19 protein-coding genes and 2 tRNA genes are annotated in these 16964 nt (G+C 52.6%); 12 read left to right on the top strand and 9 right to left on the bottom strand.

Going from position 1 to position 16964, the window contains the following annotated elements; translation table 11 throughout:
• Positions 1 to 28: 28 nt before the first annotated feature.
• From D3H35_RS06910 to D3H35_RS06925, 5 genes are all read left to right on the top strand, one after another.
• A complete protein-coding gene (locus tag D3H35_RS06910) occupies positions 29 to 568 on the top strand; it encodes an O-acetyl-ADP-ribose deacetylase (RefSeq protein WP_199728485.1) in 540 nt (179 codons plus the stop codon).
• A 92-nt stretch (positions 569 to 660) separates the two neighbouring features.
• On the top strand, positions 661 to 927 hold the full coding sequence (locus tag D3H35_RS06915) for a hypothetical protein (RefSeq protein WP_119148366.1): 267 nt from the start codon (positions 661 to 663) through the stop codon (positions 925 to 927).
• The gene (locus D3H35_RS06920; protein WP_119148367.1) at positions 924 to 1382 is read left to right on the top strand and encodes a GNAT family N-acetyltransferase; all 459 of its coding nucleotides are present in this window, start codon (positions 924 to 926) and stop codon (positions 1380 to 1382) included. Before D3H35_RS06915 ends, D3H35_RS06920 begins: the two co-directional genes overlap by 4 nt.
• A gap of 192 nt (positions 1383 to 1574) precedes the next feature.
• A complete protein-coding gene (locus tag D3H35_RS32145) occupies positions 1575 to 1664 on the top strand; it encodes a putative holin-like toxin (protein WP_233567797.1) in 90 nt (29 codons plus the stop codon).
• Between the two features lie 131 nt (positions 1665 to 1795).
• Entirely contained in the window at positions 1796 to 2476 is a 681-nt protein-coding gene (locus D3H35_RS06925; protein WP_119148368.1) for a uracil-DNA glycosylase, read from the top strand.
• Positions 2477 to 2531: 55 nt separating this feature from the next.
• On the opposite strand, the gene D3H35_RS06930 is transcribed toward D3H35_RS06925, so the two are convergent.
• From D3H35_RS06930 to D3H35_RS06940, 3 genes are all read right to left on the bottom strand, one after another.
• A complete protein-coding gene (locus tag D3H35_RS06930) occupies positions 2532 to 3524 on the bottom strand; it encodes an S-layer homology domain-containing protein (protein WP_119148369.1) in 993 nt (330 codons plus the stop codon).
• A 151-nt stretch (positions 3525 to 3675) separates the two neighbouring features.
• Positions 3676 to 3751, bottom strand: a tRNA-Val gene (locus D3H35_RS06935).
• Between the two features lie 130 nt (positions 3752 to 3881).
• Positions 3882 to 3957 (bottom strand) — tRNA-Val (locus tag D3H35_RS06940).
• Positions 3958 to 4134: 177 nt separating this feature from the next.
• On the opposite strand from D3H35_RS06940, the gene D3H35_RS31275 reads away from it, so the two are divergent.
• Complete coding sequence (locus D3H35_RS31275; protein WP_199728486.1) at positions 4135 to 4311, top strand: hypothetical protein; 177 nt, start codon at positions 4135 to 4137, stop codon at positions 4309 to 4311.
• 208 nt (positions 4312 to 4519) lie between these two features.
• On the opposite strand, the gene D3H35_RS06945 is transcribed toward D3H35_RS31275, so the two are convergent.
• Positions 4520 to 5260 carry an MBL fold metallo-hydrolase gene (locus D3H35_RS06945; protein ID WP_119148370.1) on the bottom strand — a complete coding sequence of 247 codons (741 nt, stop codon included), beginning with the start codon at positions 5258 to 5260 and terminating at the stop codon, positions 4520 to 4522.
• A gap of 168 nt (positions 5261 to 5428) precedes the next feature.
• Between D3H35_RS06945 and D3H35_RS06950 the strand changes: the two genes are divergently transcribed.
• The 4 genes from D3H35_RS06950 to D3H35_RS06965 all read left to right on the top strand — a co-directional run bounded on the left by D3H35_RS06950 (position 5429) and on the right by D3H35_RS06965 (position 7305).
• Positions 5429 to 5638 (top strand): hypothetical protein, encoded by a 210-nt coding sequence (locus D3H35_RS06950; protein ID WP_119148371.1) that lies wholly within the window; start codon positions 5429 to 5431, stop codon positions 5636 to 5638.
• A gap of 208 nt (positions 5639 to 5846) precedes the next feature.
• On the top strand, positions 5847 to 6425 hold the full coding sequence (locus D3H35_RS06955; RefSeq protein ID WP_119148372.1) for a copper amine oxidase: 579 nt from the start codon (positions 5847 to 5849) through the stop codon (positions 6423 to 6425).
• Between the two features lie 113 nt (positions 6426 to 6538).
• Positions 6539 to 6835 (top strand): DUF1292 domain-containing protein, encoded by a 297-nt coding sequence (locus D3H35_RS06960; protein ID WP_119148373.1) that lies wholly within the window; start codon positions 6539 to 6541, stop codon positions 6833 to 6835.
• A gap of 179 nt (positions 6836 to 7014) precedes the next feature.
• Positions 7015 to 7305: a DUF3055 domain-containing protein gene (locus D3H35_RS06965; protein WP_119148374.1), complete on the top strand. Its 291-nt coding sequence runs from the start codon at positions 7015 to 7017 to the stop codon at positions 7303 to 7305.
• Positions 7306 to 7354: 49 nt separating this feature from the next.
• Here D3H35_RS06965 and D3H35_RS06970 read toward each other — a convergent pair whose 3' ends face one another.
• Both D3H35_RS06970 and D3H35_RS06975 read right to left on the bottom strand, forming a co-directional pair.
• A complete protein-coding gene (locus D3H35_RS06970) occupies positions 7355 to 7774 on the bottom strand; it encodes a DUF1885 family protein (protein ID WP_119148375.1) in 420 nt (139 codons plus the stop codon).
• A 158-nt stretch (positions 7775 to 7932) separates the two neighbouring features.
• Positions 7933 to 9402, bottom strand: a complete 1470-nt coding sequence (locus D3H35_RS06975; RefSeq protein ID WP_119148376.1) for an aminotransferase class I/II-fold pyridoxal phosphate-dependent enzyme — start codon at positions 9400 to 9402, stop codon at positions 7933 to 7935.
• A 210-nt stretch (positions 9403 to 9612) separates the two neighbouring features.
• Between D3H35_RS06975 and D3H35_RS06980 the strand changes: the two genes are divergently transcribed.
• Positions 9613 to 10791 carry an MFS transporter gene (locus tag D3H35_RS06980; protein ID WP_119148377.1) on the top strand — a complete coding sequence of 393 codons (1179 nt, stop codon included), beginning with the start codon at positions 9613 to 9615 and terminating at the stop codon, positions 10789 to 10791.
• A 213-nt stretch (positions 10792 to 11004) separates the two neighbouring features.
• Here D3H35_RS06980 and D3H35_RS06985 read toward each other — a convergent pair whose 3' ends face one another.
• Genes D3H35_RS06985 through D3H35_RS06995 form a run of 3 tightly spaced genes read right to left on the bottom strand, consistent with a single transcriptional unit; the run spans position 11005 to position 13456 of the window.
• Positions 11005 to 11658 carry a TetR/AcrR family transcriptional regulator gene (locus tag D3H35_RS06985; RefSeq protein ID WP_119148378.1) on the bottom strand — a complete coding sequence of 218 codons (654 nt, stop codon included), beginning with the start codon at positions 11656 to 11658 and terminating at the stop codon, positions 11005 to 11007.
• A 41-nt stretch (positions 11659 to 11699) separates the two neighbouring features.
• Entirely contained in the window at positions 11700 to 12728 is a 1029-nt protein-coding gene (locus D3H35_RS06990; RefSeq protein ID WP_119148379.1) for an ABC transporter permease, read from the bottom strand.
• Positions 12725 to 13456, bottom strand: coding sequence for an ABC transporter ATP-binding protein (locus D3H35_RS06995; protein ID WP_119148380.1), 732 nt, complete (start codon positions 13454 to 13456; stop codon positions 12725 to 12727). Before D3H35_RS06995 ends, D3H35_RS06990 begins: the two co-directional genes overlap by 4 nt.
• A 397-nt stretch (positions 13457 to 13853) precedes the next feature.
• Between D3H35_RS06995 and D3H35_RS07000 the strand changes: the two genes are divergently transcribed.
• Positions 13854 to 16871 (top strand): efflux RND transporter permease subunit, encoded by a 3018-nt coding sequence (locus tag D3H35_RS07000; RefSeq protein WP_119148381.1) that lies wholly within the window; start codon positions 13854 to 13856, stop codon positions 16869 to 16871.
• Positions 16872 to 16964: the final 93 nt, after the last annotated feature.

The following is a 16964-nucleotide window of genomic DNA, read 5'->3' on the forward strand; positions in this document are numbered from 1 at the left end:
CGAGCGTAGCGGAAGGAGTTGTTGGTTTGTGGAAGTTGTTTTGCATTCAACTGTGATAGAAGTGATCCAAGGTGACATAACCAAAGCTTCACTGGATTGTATAGTAAACGCAGCCAACACCAGTTTGCTGGGAGGAGGAGGCGTCGATGGTGCCATACATCGAGCAGGCGGGAAACAAATCTTAGATGAGTGTATTCGGATCAGAAACGCTCAAGGAAACTGCCCAACAGGAGAAGCTGTACTAACAACGGGCGGGCGACTTCATGCGAAGTACGTCATACATACTATAGGGCCGGTATGGAATGGCGGACAGAGCCATGAGCCTGAGAAATTAAGCAGTTGCTACAGAAATACGCTCAACCTGGCTGTAGAAAAGGGAATCAAGAGCATAGCATTTTCCAATATCAGCACGGGGATCTATGGTTTTCCGAAGGACAAGGCGGCTGAGGTTGCACTAAAGACGGTTGCTGACTTCATAGAGAAAAATGCAACCATTGAACGAGTACAATTTGTCTGCTTTGATCGTGATAATTACGATATTTATTTAGAGAGGTTAAGGATATCGTGAGCGTAAAGGCAATTCTCTGGAGCGGAAGAGATGTAGCTGCGGTAACGATTCAATGAATTTGATTCTGCAATGAATATGGGGGCCTCAGGATAGTGGATGAGTATGTTTGGGCGATCTTTGTAGCAGAAAATGACGGGGTCTTCCCCAATTTCTATCCGATAGGACTCTACATTTCACGCGAAAAAGCTATGGAAGAACTGGAAGCATTACCGCGAGATATGAATTATCAACTTCTCAGATTGCCCGTCAATCGGATGTTCCCCTATTATCATAAGAAGAATGGCAAGCTGGTCGGTATGGATGGGATTCATCATGAGCACATTCATTTCAGGGATAATTACAATGGAGGCGGCTTATGAACATCAGGAAGGCAACAGTGGAGGATATAGCGGCGCTGATCCTTATGCGGTGGGAATTCACGCTGGAGCATCAACCCGAAGTTAGCGATAATTTCGAGCTCTTTGCAACGGAATGTCGAGCATTTCTTGAACAGGAAATAAGTGGTGAACGTTGGCATATTTGGGTCGCAGAGGTTGACGGAGTCATTGCATCTCACGTTTACATTCAATTGATCGACAAGGTGCCGCGACCCGGACGAATAACATATCCATTTGCCTATATGACCAATGTCTATACCGATCCAGATTACAGATCAAGGGGGATCGGCAGCCGACTGCTCAAGACGATTCAGGAGTGGGCGGCGGCAAACAAGATTGAATTTATTATTGTATGGCCAAGCGAGGAAAGCAGGGAATTTTATGCAAGGAACCGTTATACGCTGTGCAATGATCCGATGGAGCTTCATTTATCATGATGTCAGGGATGAGAATAACGCCTGTTTCTATCAATAGTGAAAAATACAAAACCCGACGCAAAATGAATGCGCTTGCAGAGAATGTAGAATAAATAGTTCCGTGTGCATATCCATATTTAACCATTATCGGCATATGATTAAAGTACAACTTGTAAAATGGTGTGCAGCTCTTCTTGAAAGGAGGAGGCTGTAATGATGGATTTATTTCAGATATTTTCGGTTCTCTTCGCATTCGGGATGTTCTTGCTCACGCTGTTGAATTATATTGAGAAGAAGAAATAATCCTATCGATTCTAAGTCTGGTGCGAAACCATACTGAGAAATAAACTCCATTTACAAGTTGTTGGGTTGGATCTTAGGATCCAACTCGATTTTCTGTAAGAGGCAATAAATACGAGAGAGGATGTTACAGCATGACGGTAGCTATTGCGAATGAATGGGGAACGCTGCTTCAGGAGGAGATGGACAAGCCCTATTACAAGGAGCTGCAGTTAAAATTATCCGAAGAGTACCGGGAGCGGACGATTTATCCTGAGAGGTCTCGTATTTTTCAAGCGCTCCAGTGGACGGCTTACGATAGCGTGAAGGTTGTTATTCTGGGGCAAGATCCGTATCACGGTCCCGGCCAGGCTCATGGCTTGAGCTTTTCCGTGCTTCCCGGCGTGAAACAACCGCCCTCCTTAAAAAATATATTCAAGGAGCTGAAAGAAGATCTCGGCTGCGCGATTCCGGATCACGGAAGCTTGGAGCAATGGGCGAAGCAGGGGGTGTTGCTTCTGAATGCGGTTCTGACGGTTCGAGAGAGCGAAGCGAATTCGCACCGCAAGCTAGGGTGGGAAACGTTTACCGACCGGATCATCGCGCTTCTGAACGATCGGGAACGTCCGATAGTCTTTATTCTATGGGGGAGACATGCGCAGGAAAAAGCGATCTTCATCGATGAAGCCCGCCATTTGGTCATACGCTCCGCGCATCCGAGTCCGCTGTCGGCTTACAACGGATTTTACGGCAGCAAGCCGTTCTCCAAGGCGAATGAGTTTCTGACCGCCATCGGGCAGCAGGGGATTGACTGGCAAATTTCGAGTCTAAAATAATTATACGAAAAAGCCGGCCTGGAGATTGAATATCGTCCAGGCCGGCTTTTTGTTATTATTCGATCGGAAAGCCGGTCGAGCCGGCTGCGCCGGAACCGTCGCTAGGTTGGGAGCCGGACACGGAATAGCCGCTTTCGTCCGACCCGAGAACCGGTGTCAAGTCGGAGGAGATGATTGTCGTCGCCTTGACCTCCGTCAGAACCTGCGGATACATGCGATCCGGATCGGGTTGAACGATGCGATAGTTCACATAGGCTTTGCCGTCTCGGAAGTCGACGCTCGATATTTCGAAGCCGTAGCCGGGGTGACCGACCGTCGTCGTTAGTGTTACGCGTTGCGCCTCGGTGCCGACCTTCTCGCTGGCAAGCTTGACGTCGTACGAAACCGGAGGCTGGACGGGAGTATTCTTCTTGTCGTTAATGAAATCAATCGTTCTCGCCACCATGCCGGCCGCTTCCGCGCGTGTAATCGGCTGCTTGGGGCGGAACGCTTGCTTGCCGTCCAAAACCGCGATTTTGGCGATGAGCAGCTTCTGGATGCTATCCATATAGCCATCCGTAACGGCGTCAGCGTCGGCTACTTCCAAGAAAATTTCGATCCATGCGTAATCGCCTTTCGTGCTGAGCGCTCCGAAGAGCCATTTGGCGAATTGCTCGCGGGTAACGATCGCGTTGGGATCAATATCCTTCGGCAGTCCGAGACCGTTGAATTGGGCGATGATGAAGGAGCCGGCGTACCAGGCTTTGTCATTCACTTTCGTGTAATAGTCGCTTGCTAGCGGCTCCTTGAAAAAGCGCAGGTTGTCGATGTTCAATTCCAATCCGCGTACGATCAACGATACGGCCGAGGCGGCATTCAGCGTCTGCTTCGGATGGAACAGGCCGCTGCCGTTACCCTTCAAGATTCCTCGTTGCTCGAGCTTCGTAATGGCCGCGCTCTCGGGTTCTCCTTTAACGTCGTTAAAGGCATAGACGGAACCGCTGAGCGTCAGGCAGAGCAGAGAGACGAGCAACGTGAGCGTTATCGATTTTCTTTTCCAAGTGTTCATTATTGTTGACCTCCGTTTTCGGCTTGGATTCGAGCTGCGAATGACGCTTCCTCCAGCATTTCACAATTTCTGACGACGATATTCCCGAAAAGGTTGCGAACGCATCAAAAAAACCCACGGCTTGTTCGCCATGGGCTTAGAATGTGAATTATGGTGATCTCAGCAGGGCTCGAACCTGCGACCCCTACCCTGTCAAGATAGTGCTCTCCCAGCTGAGCTATGAGATCAAGTCGTCATTCACAAGTACTTATTATAGCGGCTTAATTATGCGAAGTAAAGAGGTTTTTTCAAAAAAAATCTACTGCTTCCTTAACAAAAAAGAACCCTTAAAAACAAGGGTTCCTGTCATTCGCGTTATGGTGATCTCAGCAGGGCTCGAACCTGCGACCCCTACCCTGTCAAGATAGTGCTCTCCCAGCTGAGCTATGAGATCAAGTCGCTAACGAAGACAAGATTCATCTTACCAACTGTCCGAAGCGAAGTCAACCCATTGATTATAGACGAAAAAGTCGCACTATTCAGCCGTTTTCAGGCACGGAAAGTAGTAGGGATTATTCCTTAGATTCCTGCGTATTTATGAATAGGGGAGCAGGAGCGGGAGGCATATTGAATGAACGAACCGGCCATATTATTAATTTGGCTTATCGGGCTATTCGGTTTGATCGGGGCCGTGATGGCCGCGGTCGTCCGATTGGTTCGCAAGGACTCGATCGAATACGACAAGCGTTTTACATGGAGGACGGGACGTGAGTGGGATTCCAAGAACGATTTCAAACACAAAACATGACACGAAAAAAATCCGGCCTCGGCCGGATTTTTTATTCGTCTTCCCATCTGCGGGAATATGCTTTTTTGGTTACCCAGAGAACAAGCCAGGTCAACAGTACGGTAATGACTCCGGCTACGATATAAGTTGTCAGCATGGCCTTAACACCCTTTCGTTCTAGTTCCGGCAAGGCTAGTATACCGGAAAAGAGCGATTCCCGCCATGAGGCTCATTCGAACTCGTATACGCGGTTCTGCTCCACGAACGTCATTCGTCCGGTTTTGCCGACGAAGGTCGGCTGATCGTCCCCGTAGTGCATTAAATAAATTCGTTCCTGGATCGCTTCGGGGAGCGTAAGAAGCTGGGATAAGCTTGCATGGACGACGCCCGGCGGATTGAGCTGGCAGTCGTGAAAGATCGTCCGCACTCCGCGCTCTTCGATCAACCGTTCGAGCAGCTCGGGCTGATGGACCATATCGGCCGTGTAGAAAATAGAATTCTTCATTAATAGCGAGTAGCTTAACTTGTTCGGGATATGGGGAGTTTGAATGAGCTCCGCTTCTAGTCCCGGAATCGGCTCGAAGAGCTCATTGGGAGCAATTGGCCGTACGTCAAAATAAGCGTCGAGCGACTCGCCTACGCCATCTTGCTGCAAGCCGCCTCTAAGCGTATGCTCCCACAAGGGGACGATGAGCTCCTCCGCGACGAACAAACGAGGCTTGCGCCGATAGAGGAACTTCATTTGGAAAGCGAGTTCTTCAAGTCCGCCCACGTGATCGGCATGAATGTGAGTTATGAGAACAGCGTCCAACTGATCGTAGGAGACGCCTATTTCGTATAGAGCTCTGGGAGCGGTTATGCCGCAATCCAGTAGGAGGGTTTGTCCGCCGGATTCCAGCAGCGCGTTATTGTTGTAGAACGTCTTGGCAAATGCGCTTCCGGTTCCGATCATTCGCAGCTTCAAACCTATGCCTCCTCGAAAATTCGATCTGATAACAACGTAGAAAGCCTTTTTTCAATGTACCATATTTTAACTTGCCGCAACAGAAGGCAAACGCAAAAAAAGATAGCCTTGTAGCCGTTTCTGCCGCCCCCGCATAGGCTGTGTTGACGAAATCCGTTACCGCCCCGGGAGGGAATGGCTATGGCTGCTAAAGGAAAAACAATCAAGAAAAAGAAAGCCTCTTCGGAATCGCAGCGACCGCAAATGAAAATCGTAACTTCGGACGTATGCGCCGTCTGCAAAACGCCATGCGATAGAGGAATCTCCTATCTGGCAAGACTCAGCTTGCCGGGAGCGGTCGGCAATGGCGTTCCATGCGTGTTGACGCTGCCAGTCCGCAAGTAATCGTCGATCTCCCGCGAGCGCAGGGAAATGAGCGGATTCCGTACATTTCCCAGGCAACCGCACCGTTCGTGCGAAGCCGACATCCAGGCGATTTCTTGTCGAACAGAGGACCACAGAAAAAAATGGAGGGTCGTTCGCAACTTTTCGATAGAAGCTCGGTATAACCTTACGCAGACACGAATAGAGCGTGCGACGGAGGTTGTCGAGGATGAACGTTAGGAAAATAGCCTTGGCTGTGCTGGTACTGACCGTGATCGGTGGAACGGCTGCTTTCGCGGATAACGTATCGCAGAAGCTGAGGGTTATCGTTAACAAGCAGGAGCTCGTCGACGGCGGCGTGCTCGTCGATGGCAAAGCTTATTTGGCCGTTCGCGCGCTTGCGGATTCGGTGCAGGCCATTCTGTCTTGGGACGACGCTGAGAAGAAGGTTGTCATTACGAAGCCTAACGTCCATATGTTTACGATGCAGGACAGCACGACGTTCGGCAGCGTATCGAAGGGACGGAACAAGTTCAATATCTTTTCGCAGATCGACAACCTGAAGGTCGACATTACGGCTTTCAAGGTGACGATTACCGATCCTTACGACGATACGACTTGGCTGGACGGCCGCGATACCTCCGATAAGGACTTTCCCGATTCAGGCAAAGACAACTTCTGGTTCAAGACAAAAGAAGTGTCCTACGACTTCAAATATAGCGGCAAATACGTGATCCGGTTCTGGATGAAGCCTAAGGGCGAAACCGCTTTTCAGGTCGTATCCGAGAAGATCATCAGCGCCAAATAACGTCGAATCAAGCGCTTTTGCCCCGCGGCAGAAGCGTTTTCGTTTGACCGTGGATAACGGAAGTGATACGATACGTTGGTAGGAAAAATCAATTGATTGAACGGAGGTTCCCCATGAGCGATCATGTCCATGACGAGAACTGCGACCACGACCACGAGCACGAAGAAGCCGTATTCGTCGTTACCGACGAGGAAGGCAACGAACACGAGATGGTGCTCGTTTATACGTTTGAAACCGGAGACCGGGCATACGCCGTGCTGCTCGACCGCAACGACCCTGAAGACGACGGCGTCATTTTCCGTATCGAAGAGGACGGAGAAGACGAAGTGCTCGTTAACATCGAGGACGACGAAGAGTGGGAACGGGTCATGAAAGTGTACGAGGAGCTTGCCGCTCAAGAGGCGGAATGAGCTGCTTTGCCAAAGATGTAGGATAGAAGGAGCTGCGCTTGCCATCTTCGACGGATGGAAGCGGCAGCTCTTTTTTGTTGCGGGGCGATTATCCGTCAACAGCCTTATTGTAGAGGACAATCGGTGTATGTTAGAATTGATATAATATTCAGAAAATTAGCTTCGAGGAGGGACGAACGATGTTCGAAAGCCTGTACGATGTGCTGGAGGCGTCCAATGTCAATTTTGTCGGGTGCGTGTCGGACGAGAGCCGCTTCGATTTTGCGATCGTCTACACAAGCCATTTCTTTGGCAAGCCGCTCGTAGTCTGCATGCAAACCGGACGGTCGGCTCCGTTATGCGCGGACGACTTAAGGGATACGGACATTTTGCGTTCGAGGTTTCAAGTGTCCGATTCGCAAGCGCTTGAAGAGCTTGGCACGCTGCTTCGTTCCCGGCTTCCCTCGCTTGAGATGCAAGATCAATATTAACGAAACGTCAGTCATCAAAAAAACCTGCCGGGCTGCCGGCAGGCTTGCTTTATTTGCGAGGATTGAAATATAAGGTGCGGCCGTTGAAGAGCTTTACTTCGGCTTGCAGACGCTTACCGATCCATTTGCACAGCTCATTGGCCTTGGCTTTGTCGCCATGCGTGGAATCGTCGGGAAGGACGACCTGAATGTACGAGGAGGAAGCTTCGCCGTCCTCGCGAATGCCCGTGCCGAAGACGATATGCCGGTAGAGCGAATTCGCTCCTTTCAAATAGAACCAGGCTCCGTTCGCTTCGGGTTTCTGCTTGATATCGTAAGGAAATGCCGCATCCGCGTAATCCCACCCCAGCTGTCGCCCGGCGAGACTCATCTGCTCCTTGTACTGCCGTAATTGCTCCTTCACGCCGTCCAAGTCGATCCGATCGACGGCAGAGCCTTGCACGAGAGTAATGTAAGCGCTTTGACCCATCGGCACCCACCTCCACGCCCATGATAGCATTTCCGATTCGGCTTGGCAACGGCTTCCGTTATTGGGAGCGCCGACGCCCCTTTGTCTCCCGGACAAAGATAAGCTCTACCCGCATGGAGCCGGGTAGAGCTTTGATTGGTTTGTGCGGTTTCGATGGATTATGAAATGGCGGTTTCCTCGACAATAACCTTTACGTTCGTAACGGAACGGTCTTCCGGCCCTTTGACCGGCAAGCCGACCTCCAGATGATCGACGATGTAATCGATGTTTTCCTGCGAAATAATTTCACCAGGAAGCAGAATCGGAATACCTGGCGGATAGACGTAAATGAATTCGGCGATAATCCTCCCTGCCGATTCACGGAAGGGAATCAGCTCGGTTTCTCCGTAGAAGGCATCGCGAGGAGTAAGCGACAGGTGAGGGATTTCCGGAATTTTGACGATAATTTCCTGAACTTCCCGCGTTCCGAGATGAGCCTCGGACATGTTTTTCAACGCTTCGAGAAGGATATCGATCGATCCTTCGTCGTCGCCCGGAGTAATGAGGCAGAGAATATTGTACATATCGCTCAGCTCGACTTCAATGTTGTAATGCTCCCTCAGCCAGTTCTCGGCGTCGTAGCCGGTAATGCCAAGCTTGCGGACATGTATCGTCAGCTTCGTCGGGTCGTGATCGAACGTCGCTTCTTCGCCCAGAATCTCTTCGCCGAAGCTGTACAGACCATCAATCGCATTGACGGCGTCGCGAGCCTTGTTCGCAAGCGCCACCGTGCGGGCGGCAAGCTCGTTGCCGCGCAGAGCAAGCTGACGCCGCGCTGCGTCCAACGAGGCCAGCAACGGGTAGGAGGTAGACGTTGTCGTCAGCAAGCTTAGGATCGTCTGAACCCGGAACGTGTTGATAAGATTAGCGCGCACGTTGAGAATGGAGCTTTGCGTCATCGATCCGCCGAGCTTATGAACGCTAGTGGCGGCCATATCCGCTCCAGCTTGCATGGCGGATAATGGAAGCTCGTCGGAAAAATGAATGAGAGCGCCGTGTGCTTCGTCAACCAGTACGGGGACGTCGTATTCATGGACGAGATCGACGATTTCCTTCAAGTTGGCGCATACGCCGTAGTAAGTCGGGTTGATGATAAGGACGGCCGCGGCATCAGGATGTCTTTCGAGCGCCCGACGCACCGATTTGGTCGTCACTCCGTGGTCGATACCGAGATTGTGATCGCGTGCCGGAGACAGGAACACCGGACGAGCGCCGGCAAAAATGATCGCGGACAAAATCGACTTATGTACGTTGCGCGGAATAATAATCTTGTCGCCATGCCCGCATACGGATAAAATCATAGCCATGATCGCGGTGCTCGTTCCTTGCACGGAGAAGAACGTCGCGTCTGCGCCGAAGGCGGCGGCCGCCAACTGCTGAGCCTCTTGTATAACGCCGATGGGCTGATGCAGGTCGTCGAGCGGAGCGATGTTGATCAGATCGATGTTCAGCACGTTGGAACCGATATAGTCACGGAATTCCGGATCCATGCCCGCCCCTTTTTTGTGACCTGGAATATGGAATTGCACCGGGTTTCGTTCCGCGTGATGCTTCAGCGCGTCGAACAACGGAGTACGGGTATGATCCACAAGAAATCCCTGCCTTTCGACAATATGTTTATGCATTACAAACAAGCATGAGTATAGCAAAAATGGGGGGGAAATCAACTATTGAAGCAAATGCAAGCCTCTTGTCACACAAACGTCATCGGTTCCCATTTGGTGGAGGGGCGTTCTCTATGCTAACATTCGATATATAGGAAGCGTTTGAGCACGTAAAGTTGAGGAGAGAATCCACTCGTGAAAAGCAAACTAGCCATCGTCGCGATCATGCTGCTGACGGTCTTTATCGGCTTCGGCATTATAATTCCCGTATTGCCGCAATTGGTGTCGGATGCGAGTCCCAAGTCCGCTGCCTGGCATACAGGCGGAATGCTGACCGCATATTCGTTGATGTCGTTCTTGCTAAGCCCGGTATGGGGCTCATTGTCGGAGCGGGTCGGGAGAAAGCCTGTCATTATGATCGGAGTTCTCGGTTTCAGCGTCAGCTTTTTACTGTTCGGCTTGTCGGGCGATAACTTGATTCTTATGTACGCTTCAAGAATTCTCGGGGGGCTGTTCTCGGGCGCGGTGACCGCGTGTATCGTCGCTTATGTCGCGGACATTACGACCGAAGAGAATCGGACCAAGGGAATGGCGGTCGTCGGCATGAGCATCGGGACGGGCTTTACTTTCGGCCCTCTGTTCGGAGGACTGCTGAGCAAAGTGTCGCATCACGCGCCATTCTTCGCGGCGGCGGCGTTATCCTTCCTCACGTTTCTTGCCGCGCTGTCGATATTAACCGAATCGCTTACGCCGGAGAAGCGAGCGGAGGCTGCAAGATTGAAGCGGGTGTCCAGATGGTCCGCTTTCCAAGGGCCGCTTAAGGCGCTCTACGTTCTTGCGTTTTTCGTCACGTTCTCTCTCGCCATATTGGAAGGGACGCTGCAGCTCTACGGGATGGACCGCTACGACGTTACTCCTCTGCAGGTAGCCTACATGTTCTTCTTTTGCGGACTGGTCGGAGCCCTTGTGCAAGGAGGCTTCGTACGTCGGAAAATCAAGCTGGGCGATGAGGCGAAATATATCGCGATCGGTCTTGTCATTTCGGCGGTAGGATTCTTTCTGTTGCTTACGGCCAATAGCTGGATCTTGTCTACGATTTACCTGTGCATATTCGGAATAGGCAATGCGCTGATCAAGCCGTGCGTTACATCGCTTATTACGCAGAAAACGACGGTCAGTCAAGGAGTCGCGTCGGGTCTCAGTTCTTCGATGGACAGCCTTGGCCGAATCGTCGGACCGCTGCTTGGGTCGGCGCTGCTCGTCGCGGCAGGCTGGCTGCCGTTCGTCGTGTCCGGCGTCCTGTCGCTGGCGGCGCTCGGCTTGCTGGCGCAGTTCCGCAACATGTCCCAGAGGAATTCCCAGACAGCGTCCTAAACCGATGGAGCGTTGCATCGGGTTTATGGGCTCGCAGCCGCGGACATGGCTTTCTCGAAGTTTGTACCATTATCCCTTCGCTTCAGGAGCCGGGGTTTTCGCTCGAAAATCCGCCTTCCTGATCGAAGGGGATAGTGGGACATCAAGCGCACAAGCATAGGTACGGAAAGAAGAACCGCCGGGAGCGCGCAAGATCCCGGCGGTTCTTCTGCATTAGCGGCCAAGACCGCGCAAAATAAATTGGATGGTCGCTTCCCGTTCCGCCGAGTCGTCCCATCCGCTCTTGGGAGCCAGAATAAATCGGACAAGCAAATAGCCGAGCAGCGACGAAGCGACGAGACGAACGACCGTGAGCGACGGAAGCTCGACGATTTGGCCTTGTTCCCGGTAATGGCTTACGACGTTGTCCAACCGTTGCAGCACTTTCTCGCCGACGCGGTTCAAGAACTGCTCTCGCAGCTCGTCATGAAACGGAACTTCCTGAATCAGAATGCGGATGATCTTCAAGTTCTTCTCCGCAAAAGCGATCCGGTTCTCCAGCATCCCACGGATGAACCCTTCGAACGTCTCGTGAGGAGAATCGATGACAGAGTACAGATCCTTAAGCACGAAAGGTTCGATCAGCTTGGCGACGAATGGCGCCACGATGGAATACAGCAAATCTTTCTTTGTTCGATAATGACGAAATATCGTTCCTTCCGCAACGCCCGCCCGCTGAGCGATTTCGTTCGTCGCTGCGCCGGAATACCCCTTTTCCGCGAACACCTCGACCGCCGCTCGCAATATGCGGGATTGCTTCTCGGTACGGCGCTCGCCCTCTTGCTTTTCCAATAATTCCGTTAGCCATAACTCCAGCGGATCCTTCATTCGGCGAAACCTCTCTTTCCGGCAATTACGAGTACGATTGATTATAAACGGCGATGCTTGCGCAGCGCCAAGACGTTCAGCATGGCGAACAGCAGAGAGAAACCAACCAGCATCGCCGCATCGACACCAATATCGCTCCAGCCGTCCCCTCTAAGCATGATGCCGCGCATCGCATCGGCTCCGTAGTACAAAGGCAGAATTTTACCGACCGCTTGGAGCCATTGCGGCAGCGAATCAAGCTCGATCAATCCGCAGAAAAAGATTTGCGGAACGACGATAAGAGGGATGAATTGAAACATCTGGAACTCGTTCTGGGCGTAAGCGGACAGAAGGGTTCCGAGCGTCAGGGCGGTGACGGCGAGCAATAGATTCATGAACAGCACGAGAAAAAGAGAGCCTTCCAACGCGATGCCTAGCACGCTCGTCGAATACCAAGCGATCAACGTGGCTTGAACGAGCGTGAACAGCCCGAAGCCGAGCAGATAGCCGACGACGATTTCCCATCGCCTCAGCGGAGTAGCCAGCAATCGTTGCAGCGTTCCCGTCGTCCGCTCCCTAAGGAACGAAACGCCTGCGATGAGGAAGACAAAGAAGAAAGAGAAGAAGCCGACGAGAACGGATCCGTAATAATCGAAAATGTCCATGTCGCCCGACCCGTGCAGATAGGAAATGACCGGCTGCTCCGATGAGCCGGATTCCAGTACGGCTCTTAGCGAGGCTTGAATGGCGGCGACGGCGTTCCGGTTTTTGGTCGGGCTGCTTCCTTCTAGAGTCATCTCAGGGCGAAGTCCGTTGAAAGACACGATCGCGTCGAGCGTGCCAGCCTTCATATCGGACAAAGCGGCGTCTTTGTCTGGATAAGCGGTTACGTCGGCGTTCGTCTGCTCAAGTACCGCAAGAGCGGCCGCGGGAACGTTCACCGCACCGATTCGCGGGTCAGCGGCCTGGCCTTCGAATACGAATTTCATGAGTGTAAGGACGAGAAGGGGCGCGAGCATGATTAAGGCCAGCGTTCTTTTGTCTCTGATGAACTGACGGACAATGCGAACGGTCAACGAGCGGATTCTCATCGTGCGCCACCTCCGAATGCGACGAATGCGTCTTCCATTGTGGAAGTCCCGGAGGAGCTTTTCAACTCAATGGGGCTGCCTGAAGCAATAACGGAGCCGTCCCGGATCATGGCGAGCCGATCGCATTTTTCCGCTTCGTCCATGACATGGGTCGTCATGAGAATGGTCACGCCGCCGCGCCGCAGGCTTTCGAGCTCGTTCCAGATGGACTTGCGCAGCACGGGATCGATGCCGACGGTCGGTTCGTCCAGGACGAGAACCTCCGGCTCGTGCATAAGCGCGACGGCGAGCGATAGACGGCGCTTCATGCCTCCCGAATAGAGGTGAACGGGCTTCTTCAAGTCGCCGGTCAGCTTGACGAGCTCGGCCGTTTCCTCCATGCGGCGCTTCAACCCGGCTCCGCGCAAACCGTACAAGCTGGCGAAGAAAGCGAGATTTTCCTGCGCGGACAACTCTCCGTACAGGGCGTCGGACTGTGCCATATAGCCGATTCGGCTTAGCATGGACAGCTTGGGCATCCGTTCGCCGAGCAACGTGACCTCGCCGCCATCCGGAACGTCCAGCCCCGTAATAATCTTGACGAGCGTCGTCTTCCCCGAGCCGGAAGGACCGAGAAGACCGAAAATCTCGCCTTGCCGGACGGTAAGGCTGATGTTGTCCAGAACGGTTTGACGGCCGAATTTTCGCGTGACGCGATTGGCTTCGATACATGTGTGCACGGATACCAGCTCCTTCTATTCCGAAATGAGTGATTACTCACTCTTATTTTAACTCATTCTGGAATATTCAGGATAGAGGGCTTAAGCGCCGTTTTCAATAAAATGACTTTTGTCATTCTCCTATCCGGGCAAAGGTGACTTTAGAGATCTTTCCCTCCATTTTCCAGCCTTATAGAATGGGTTTATGAGGCGATTATATTCCGTTCATACTCCGTTCATCTTTGTCCTTTACGATCGGAAATGGAAAGACCGGGAAGATGAGGGGCGGTCTTCCGTCTGATTCGGCATCCGACCTAAGTCTAGGACGAAGTCCGGTCTTGAGCCGTTTTTCGGAGACCGCGCTTGCCAGCTATGCTTAACTTAAGAAAAGCTTAAGAAACCAAAGGTTTGGAAGGAGAAGGAAACTGTGCAGTCATTTATTCAAGGAACATTCCGCAATAAAGCAGCCGTGATTATCCTGATCGTCATGGTGCTCGGACTCGGGGTTTTCAGTTATTTCAAGCTTCCGATGGAATTTTTGCCGGAGGCAGACAATCCGCAAGTAACGGTGAGCGTTATCGGGCCGGGCTACGACGCCGCCACGATGGAGCAATCGGTGACGAATCCGTTGGAGCAGGCGGTTGCCGTCATCAAAGGGAAGACGAACACGTTTTCCACTTCCGGGGACGGGTTTTCCCAGCTTAACCTGAACTTCGATTCAAGCACGAACATGAAGGAAGCGAAGGCGGAGGTCGAAAAAGCGGTCGGCGCCGTTCAATTGCCGGAGCGGGTGTCTCCTCCTTACGTCGTACAGTTCAACACCTCGATGATTCCGATTTCGTTCATTACGCTGTCGTTCAACAACGAGAACCTCGACCAGGCGCAGCGGGAAAAAATCGAGCAGCGCGTCAGCGATGCCTTCAAAGGAATCGACGGCGTAGGCAGCGCGCAGCTGTTCGGCAAATCTCAGCCCAAGGTGGTCATAACGCCGGATACCGCCAAGCTTGCCGCCAAAGGCGTGCCTGTCCAAGCGTTGTACGGAGTGCTGCAAGGGCGGGAAACCTCCTCGTCGGTCGGCCAGACGAACATTGACGGGCAAGTCGTCAATCTGAGCGTTACGGCGGGCTTGAACGACGTGAAGACGCTTGCCGGCTTGCCGGTGGCCGCCGGAGTGACGCTTGGCGACGTGGCGAAGGTCGAGTTCGACACGAATGCGAAGGAAACGATCAATCGCGTTGACGGCAAAGAGGCTCTTACGGTCGTCATTTCCAAAGATGCCAGCTCCAATGCGGTCAGCGTGGGCAAGGATATCAAGAAAACCGTCGAAGATTTGAACAAAGAGAACAAAGACGCCACGCTCAAAATTACGTTGAGCACGTCGGATCAAGTCGTTCATTCGGTTAACAGCATGCTTCGCGAAGTTCTGATGGGTGCGCTGTTCGCTACGATCGTCATTCTGTTGTTCATGCGCAACGTTCGCGCGACGCTGGTCACTATCGTATCGATCCCGCTGTCGCTCGGAATGACGCTGTTCTTGCTCGACATGTCCGGCGTTACGCTGAACATCCTGACGCTCGGCGGCGTCGCGGTTGCGGTCGGCCGTCTCGTCGACGACAGCATTGTCGTTATCGAGAACATTTTCCGCCGATTGCAGAAGGAGTCGTTCTCCGTCTCGCTTATTGTAGACGCAACGCGCGAAGTGGCGCGTGCGATTACGGCATCCACGCTGACGACGGTTGCGGTGTTCTTGCCGATGAGTCTTTTGCGCGGAGGGCTTCAAGCGTTCCTGCTGCCGTTCGCTCTGACGGTTACGTATGCGCTGCTATCCTCGCTGATCGTTGCGCTTACCGTCATTCCGCTGCTAAGCTCGGGTGTGCTCAAAAACTCGAAAATCAAAGAACACCTTCCTTCCAAGCGCTTTACTTCGTTCCTGGAATGGAACCTTCGCTTCAAGTGGCTGCCGATTCTGATTGCGTTCCTGCTTCTCCTTGGCTCGGTCGGAACGTACTTCTCCTTGCCGAAGGGAGCGATCGACAATTCCAGCGCTAGCAGTCTCAGTATTACGCTCGACTATAAGCCGGATACGCCGGTCGATGAAGTGCGCGAAAACGGACTCAAGCTCGAAAAGTTTCTGATGGAGCAAGAAGGCCAGGATTACGTTGACATGCAAATGGGGAACAGCGCGGACGGCGCAACTTACGGAAACGTCAATTCGCCGACTTTGGTGAGCTACACGGTTCAGATGAAAGACGGCGCCGATGCCGACAAAATTATAGATGCGGTCAAAGGGCAGCGCGCGAATTACCCTGGCGCCGATCTGAACGCCGGACCCGGCTCGTTTTTCGGCGGAGGCTCATCTACGCAAGTATTCGTTGACGTGACGGGCGACAATCTGGATCAGCTGACCAAGTCAGCGGATGAGGTCATTGCCAAAATCAAGCCGATCAAGGACGTCCTGAAAGTAGAAAGCAATCAGGAAGAGAAGAAGACGGTTTACACTCTTAAAGTAAACGCATCGCAAGCGAAAGCCGGCGATATCGCCAGCCAGCTGCAAGGAATGCTGAATTCGGTGCCGATCGGCACGATGAAAGCGAACGGCCAGCCTGTCAGCGTTATTCTCGAGCCTGTGCTGAAGCCGCAATCGGAAGCGGATCTTGAGAATTTGACGGTAATGACCGACGCAGGTCCGAAGCCGGCATCGAGCGTAGCCGAGTGGGTCAAGGAAGAGCTTCCGACGAAATTTTTCCACAAGGACGGCAAAAGCTATGTAAGGGTGGCTGCAACTGTCGAGCCAAGCCAACTGTCCATTGTAGGCGCGGATATTAAGAAAGCGATGAATGACGTAAAAACTCCCGACGGAGTGAAATTGAACGTCGGCGGCGCTTCCGCCGACCAGTCCGAAGATTTCATGAGCTTGTTCATGATGATGCTCGTGTCCATCGGCATCGTATACTTGATCATGGTCATCACGTTCAAGACGCTTAAAGCGCCGCTCGCCATTCTGTCTTCCCTGCTGTTCGTACCGATTGGAGCCGTACTGGGACTGCTGATCGGCAACGTCAAGCCGGACTTCACCGCCATTTTCGGAGTCGTCATGCTTGTCGGCATCGTCGTTACGAACGCGATCGTTCTCATCGACCGGGTTAGACAGAACGAAGAGACGATGACCATTCGCGAAGCGCTGCTTGAAGCGGCCGGAACGCGGATGCGTCCGATTCTGATGACCGCTATCGCCACTGTCTGCGCGATGCTTCCGCTCGTCTTCGGAACGTCGGAATCGGGCAGCATCGTATCGCAGAGCCTTGCGATCGTCGTTATCGGCGGACTGATCGTTGCTACGTTGCTGACGCTCGTTATCGTCCCGTGCATTTACGAGCTGCTATTCTTCCGCAAGTCCAAACGCCAGCGCGTAGCAAAAGCCAAGCAACAAACGATCGCCGCTTAATCGCGGTTCGCAGGAAGGACTGTTCCGCAAGGTCTGAAAAGACCTTTGAGGGACGGTCCTTCGCTTGCTTATGAGGCTGGGAGACGATACTCT

Origin of the sequence: Cohnella faecalis (assembly GCF_003570905.1) — a bacterium.
Classification (GTDB): Bacteria; Bacillota; Bacilli; order Paenibacillales; family Paenibacillaceae; genus Cohnella; species Cohnella faecalis.

Excerpts from the sequence above, each read along its gene's own strand:
- D3H35_RS06920 (WP_119148367.1), top strand. The coding sequence starts at position 924 with ATGAACATCAGGAAGGCAACAGTGGAGGATATAGCGGCGCTGATCCTT.
- D3H35_RS32145 (WP_233567797.1), top strand. The coding sequence starts at position 1,575 with ATGATGGATTTATTTCAGATATTTTCGGTTCTCTTCGCATTCGGGATG.
- D3H35_RS06925 (WP_119148368.1), top strand. The coding sequence starts at position 1,796 with ATGACGGTAGCTATTGCGAATGAATGGGGAACGCTGCTTCAGGAGGAG.
- D3H35_RS06930 (WP_119148369.1), bottom strand. The coding sequence starts at position 3,524 with ATGAACACTTGGAAAAGAAAATCGATAACGCTCACGTTGCTCGTCTCT.
- D3H35_RS31275 (WP_199728486.1), top strand. The coding sequence starts at position 4,135 with ATGAACGAACCGGCCATATTATTAATTTGGCTTATCGGGCTATTCGGT.
- D3H35_RS06950 (WP_119148371.1), top strand. The coding sequence starts at position 5,429 with ATGGCTATGGCTGCTAAAGGAAAAACAATCAAGAAAAAGAAAGCCTCT.
- D3H35_RS06955 (WP_119148372.1), top strand. The coding sequence starts at position 5,847 with ATGAACGTTAGGAAAATAGCCTTGGCTGTGCTGGTACTGACCGTGATC.
- D3H35_RS06960 (WP_119148373.1), top strand. The coding sequence starts at position 6,539 with ATGAGCGATCATGTCCATGACGAGAACTGCGACCACGACCACGAGCAC.
- D3H35_RS06965 (WP_119148374.1), top strand. The coding sequence starts at position 7,015 with ATGTTCGAAAGCCTGTACGATGTGCTGGAGGCGTCCAATGTCAATTTT.
- D3H35_RS06970 (WP_119148375.1), bottom strand. The coding sequence starts at position 7,774 with ATGGGTCAAAGCGCTTACATTACTCTCGTGCAAGGCTCTGCCGTCGAT.
- D3H35_RS06985 (WP_119148378.1), bottom strand. The coding sequence starts at position 11,658 with ATGAAGGATCCGCTGGAGTTATGGCTAACGGAATTATTGGAAAAGCAA.
- D3H35_RS06990 (WP_119148379.1), bottom strand. The coding sequence starts at position 12,728 with ATGAGAATCCGCTCGTTGACCGTTCGCATTGTCCGTCAGTTCATCAGA.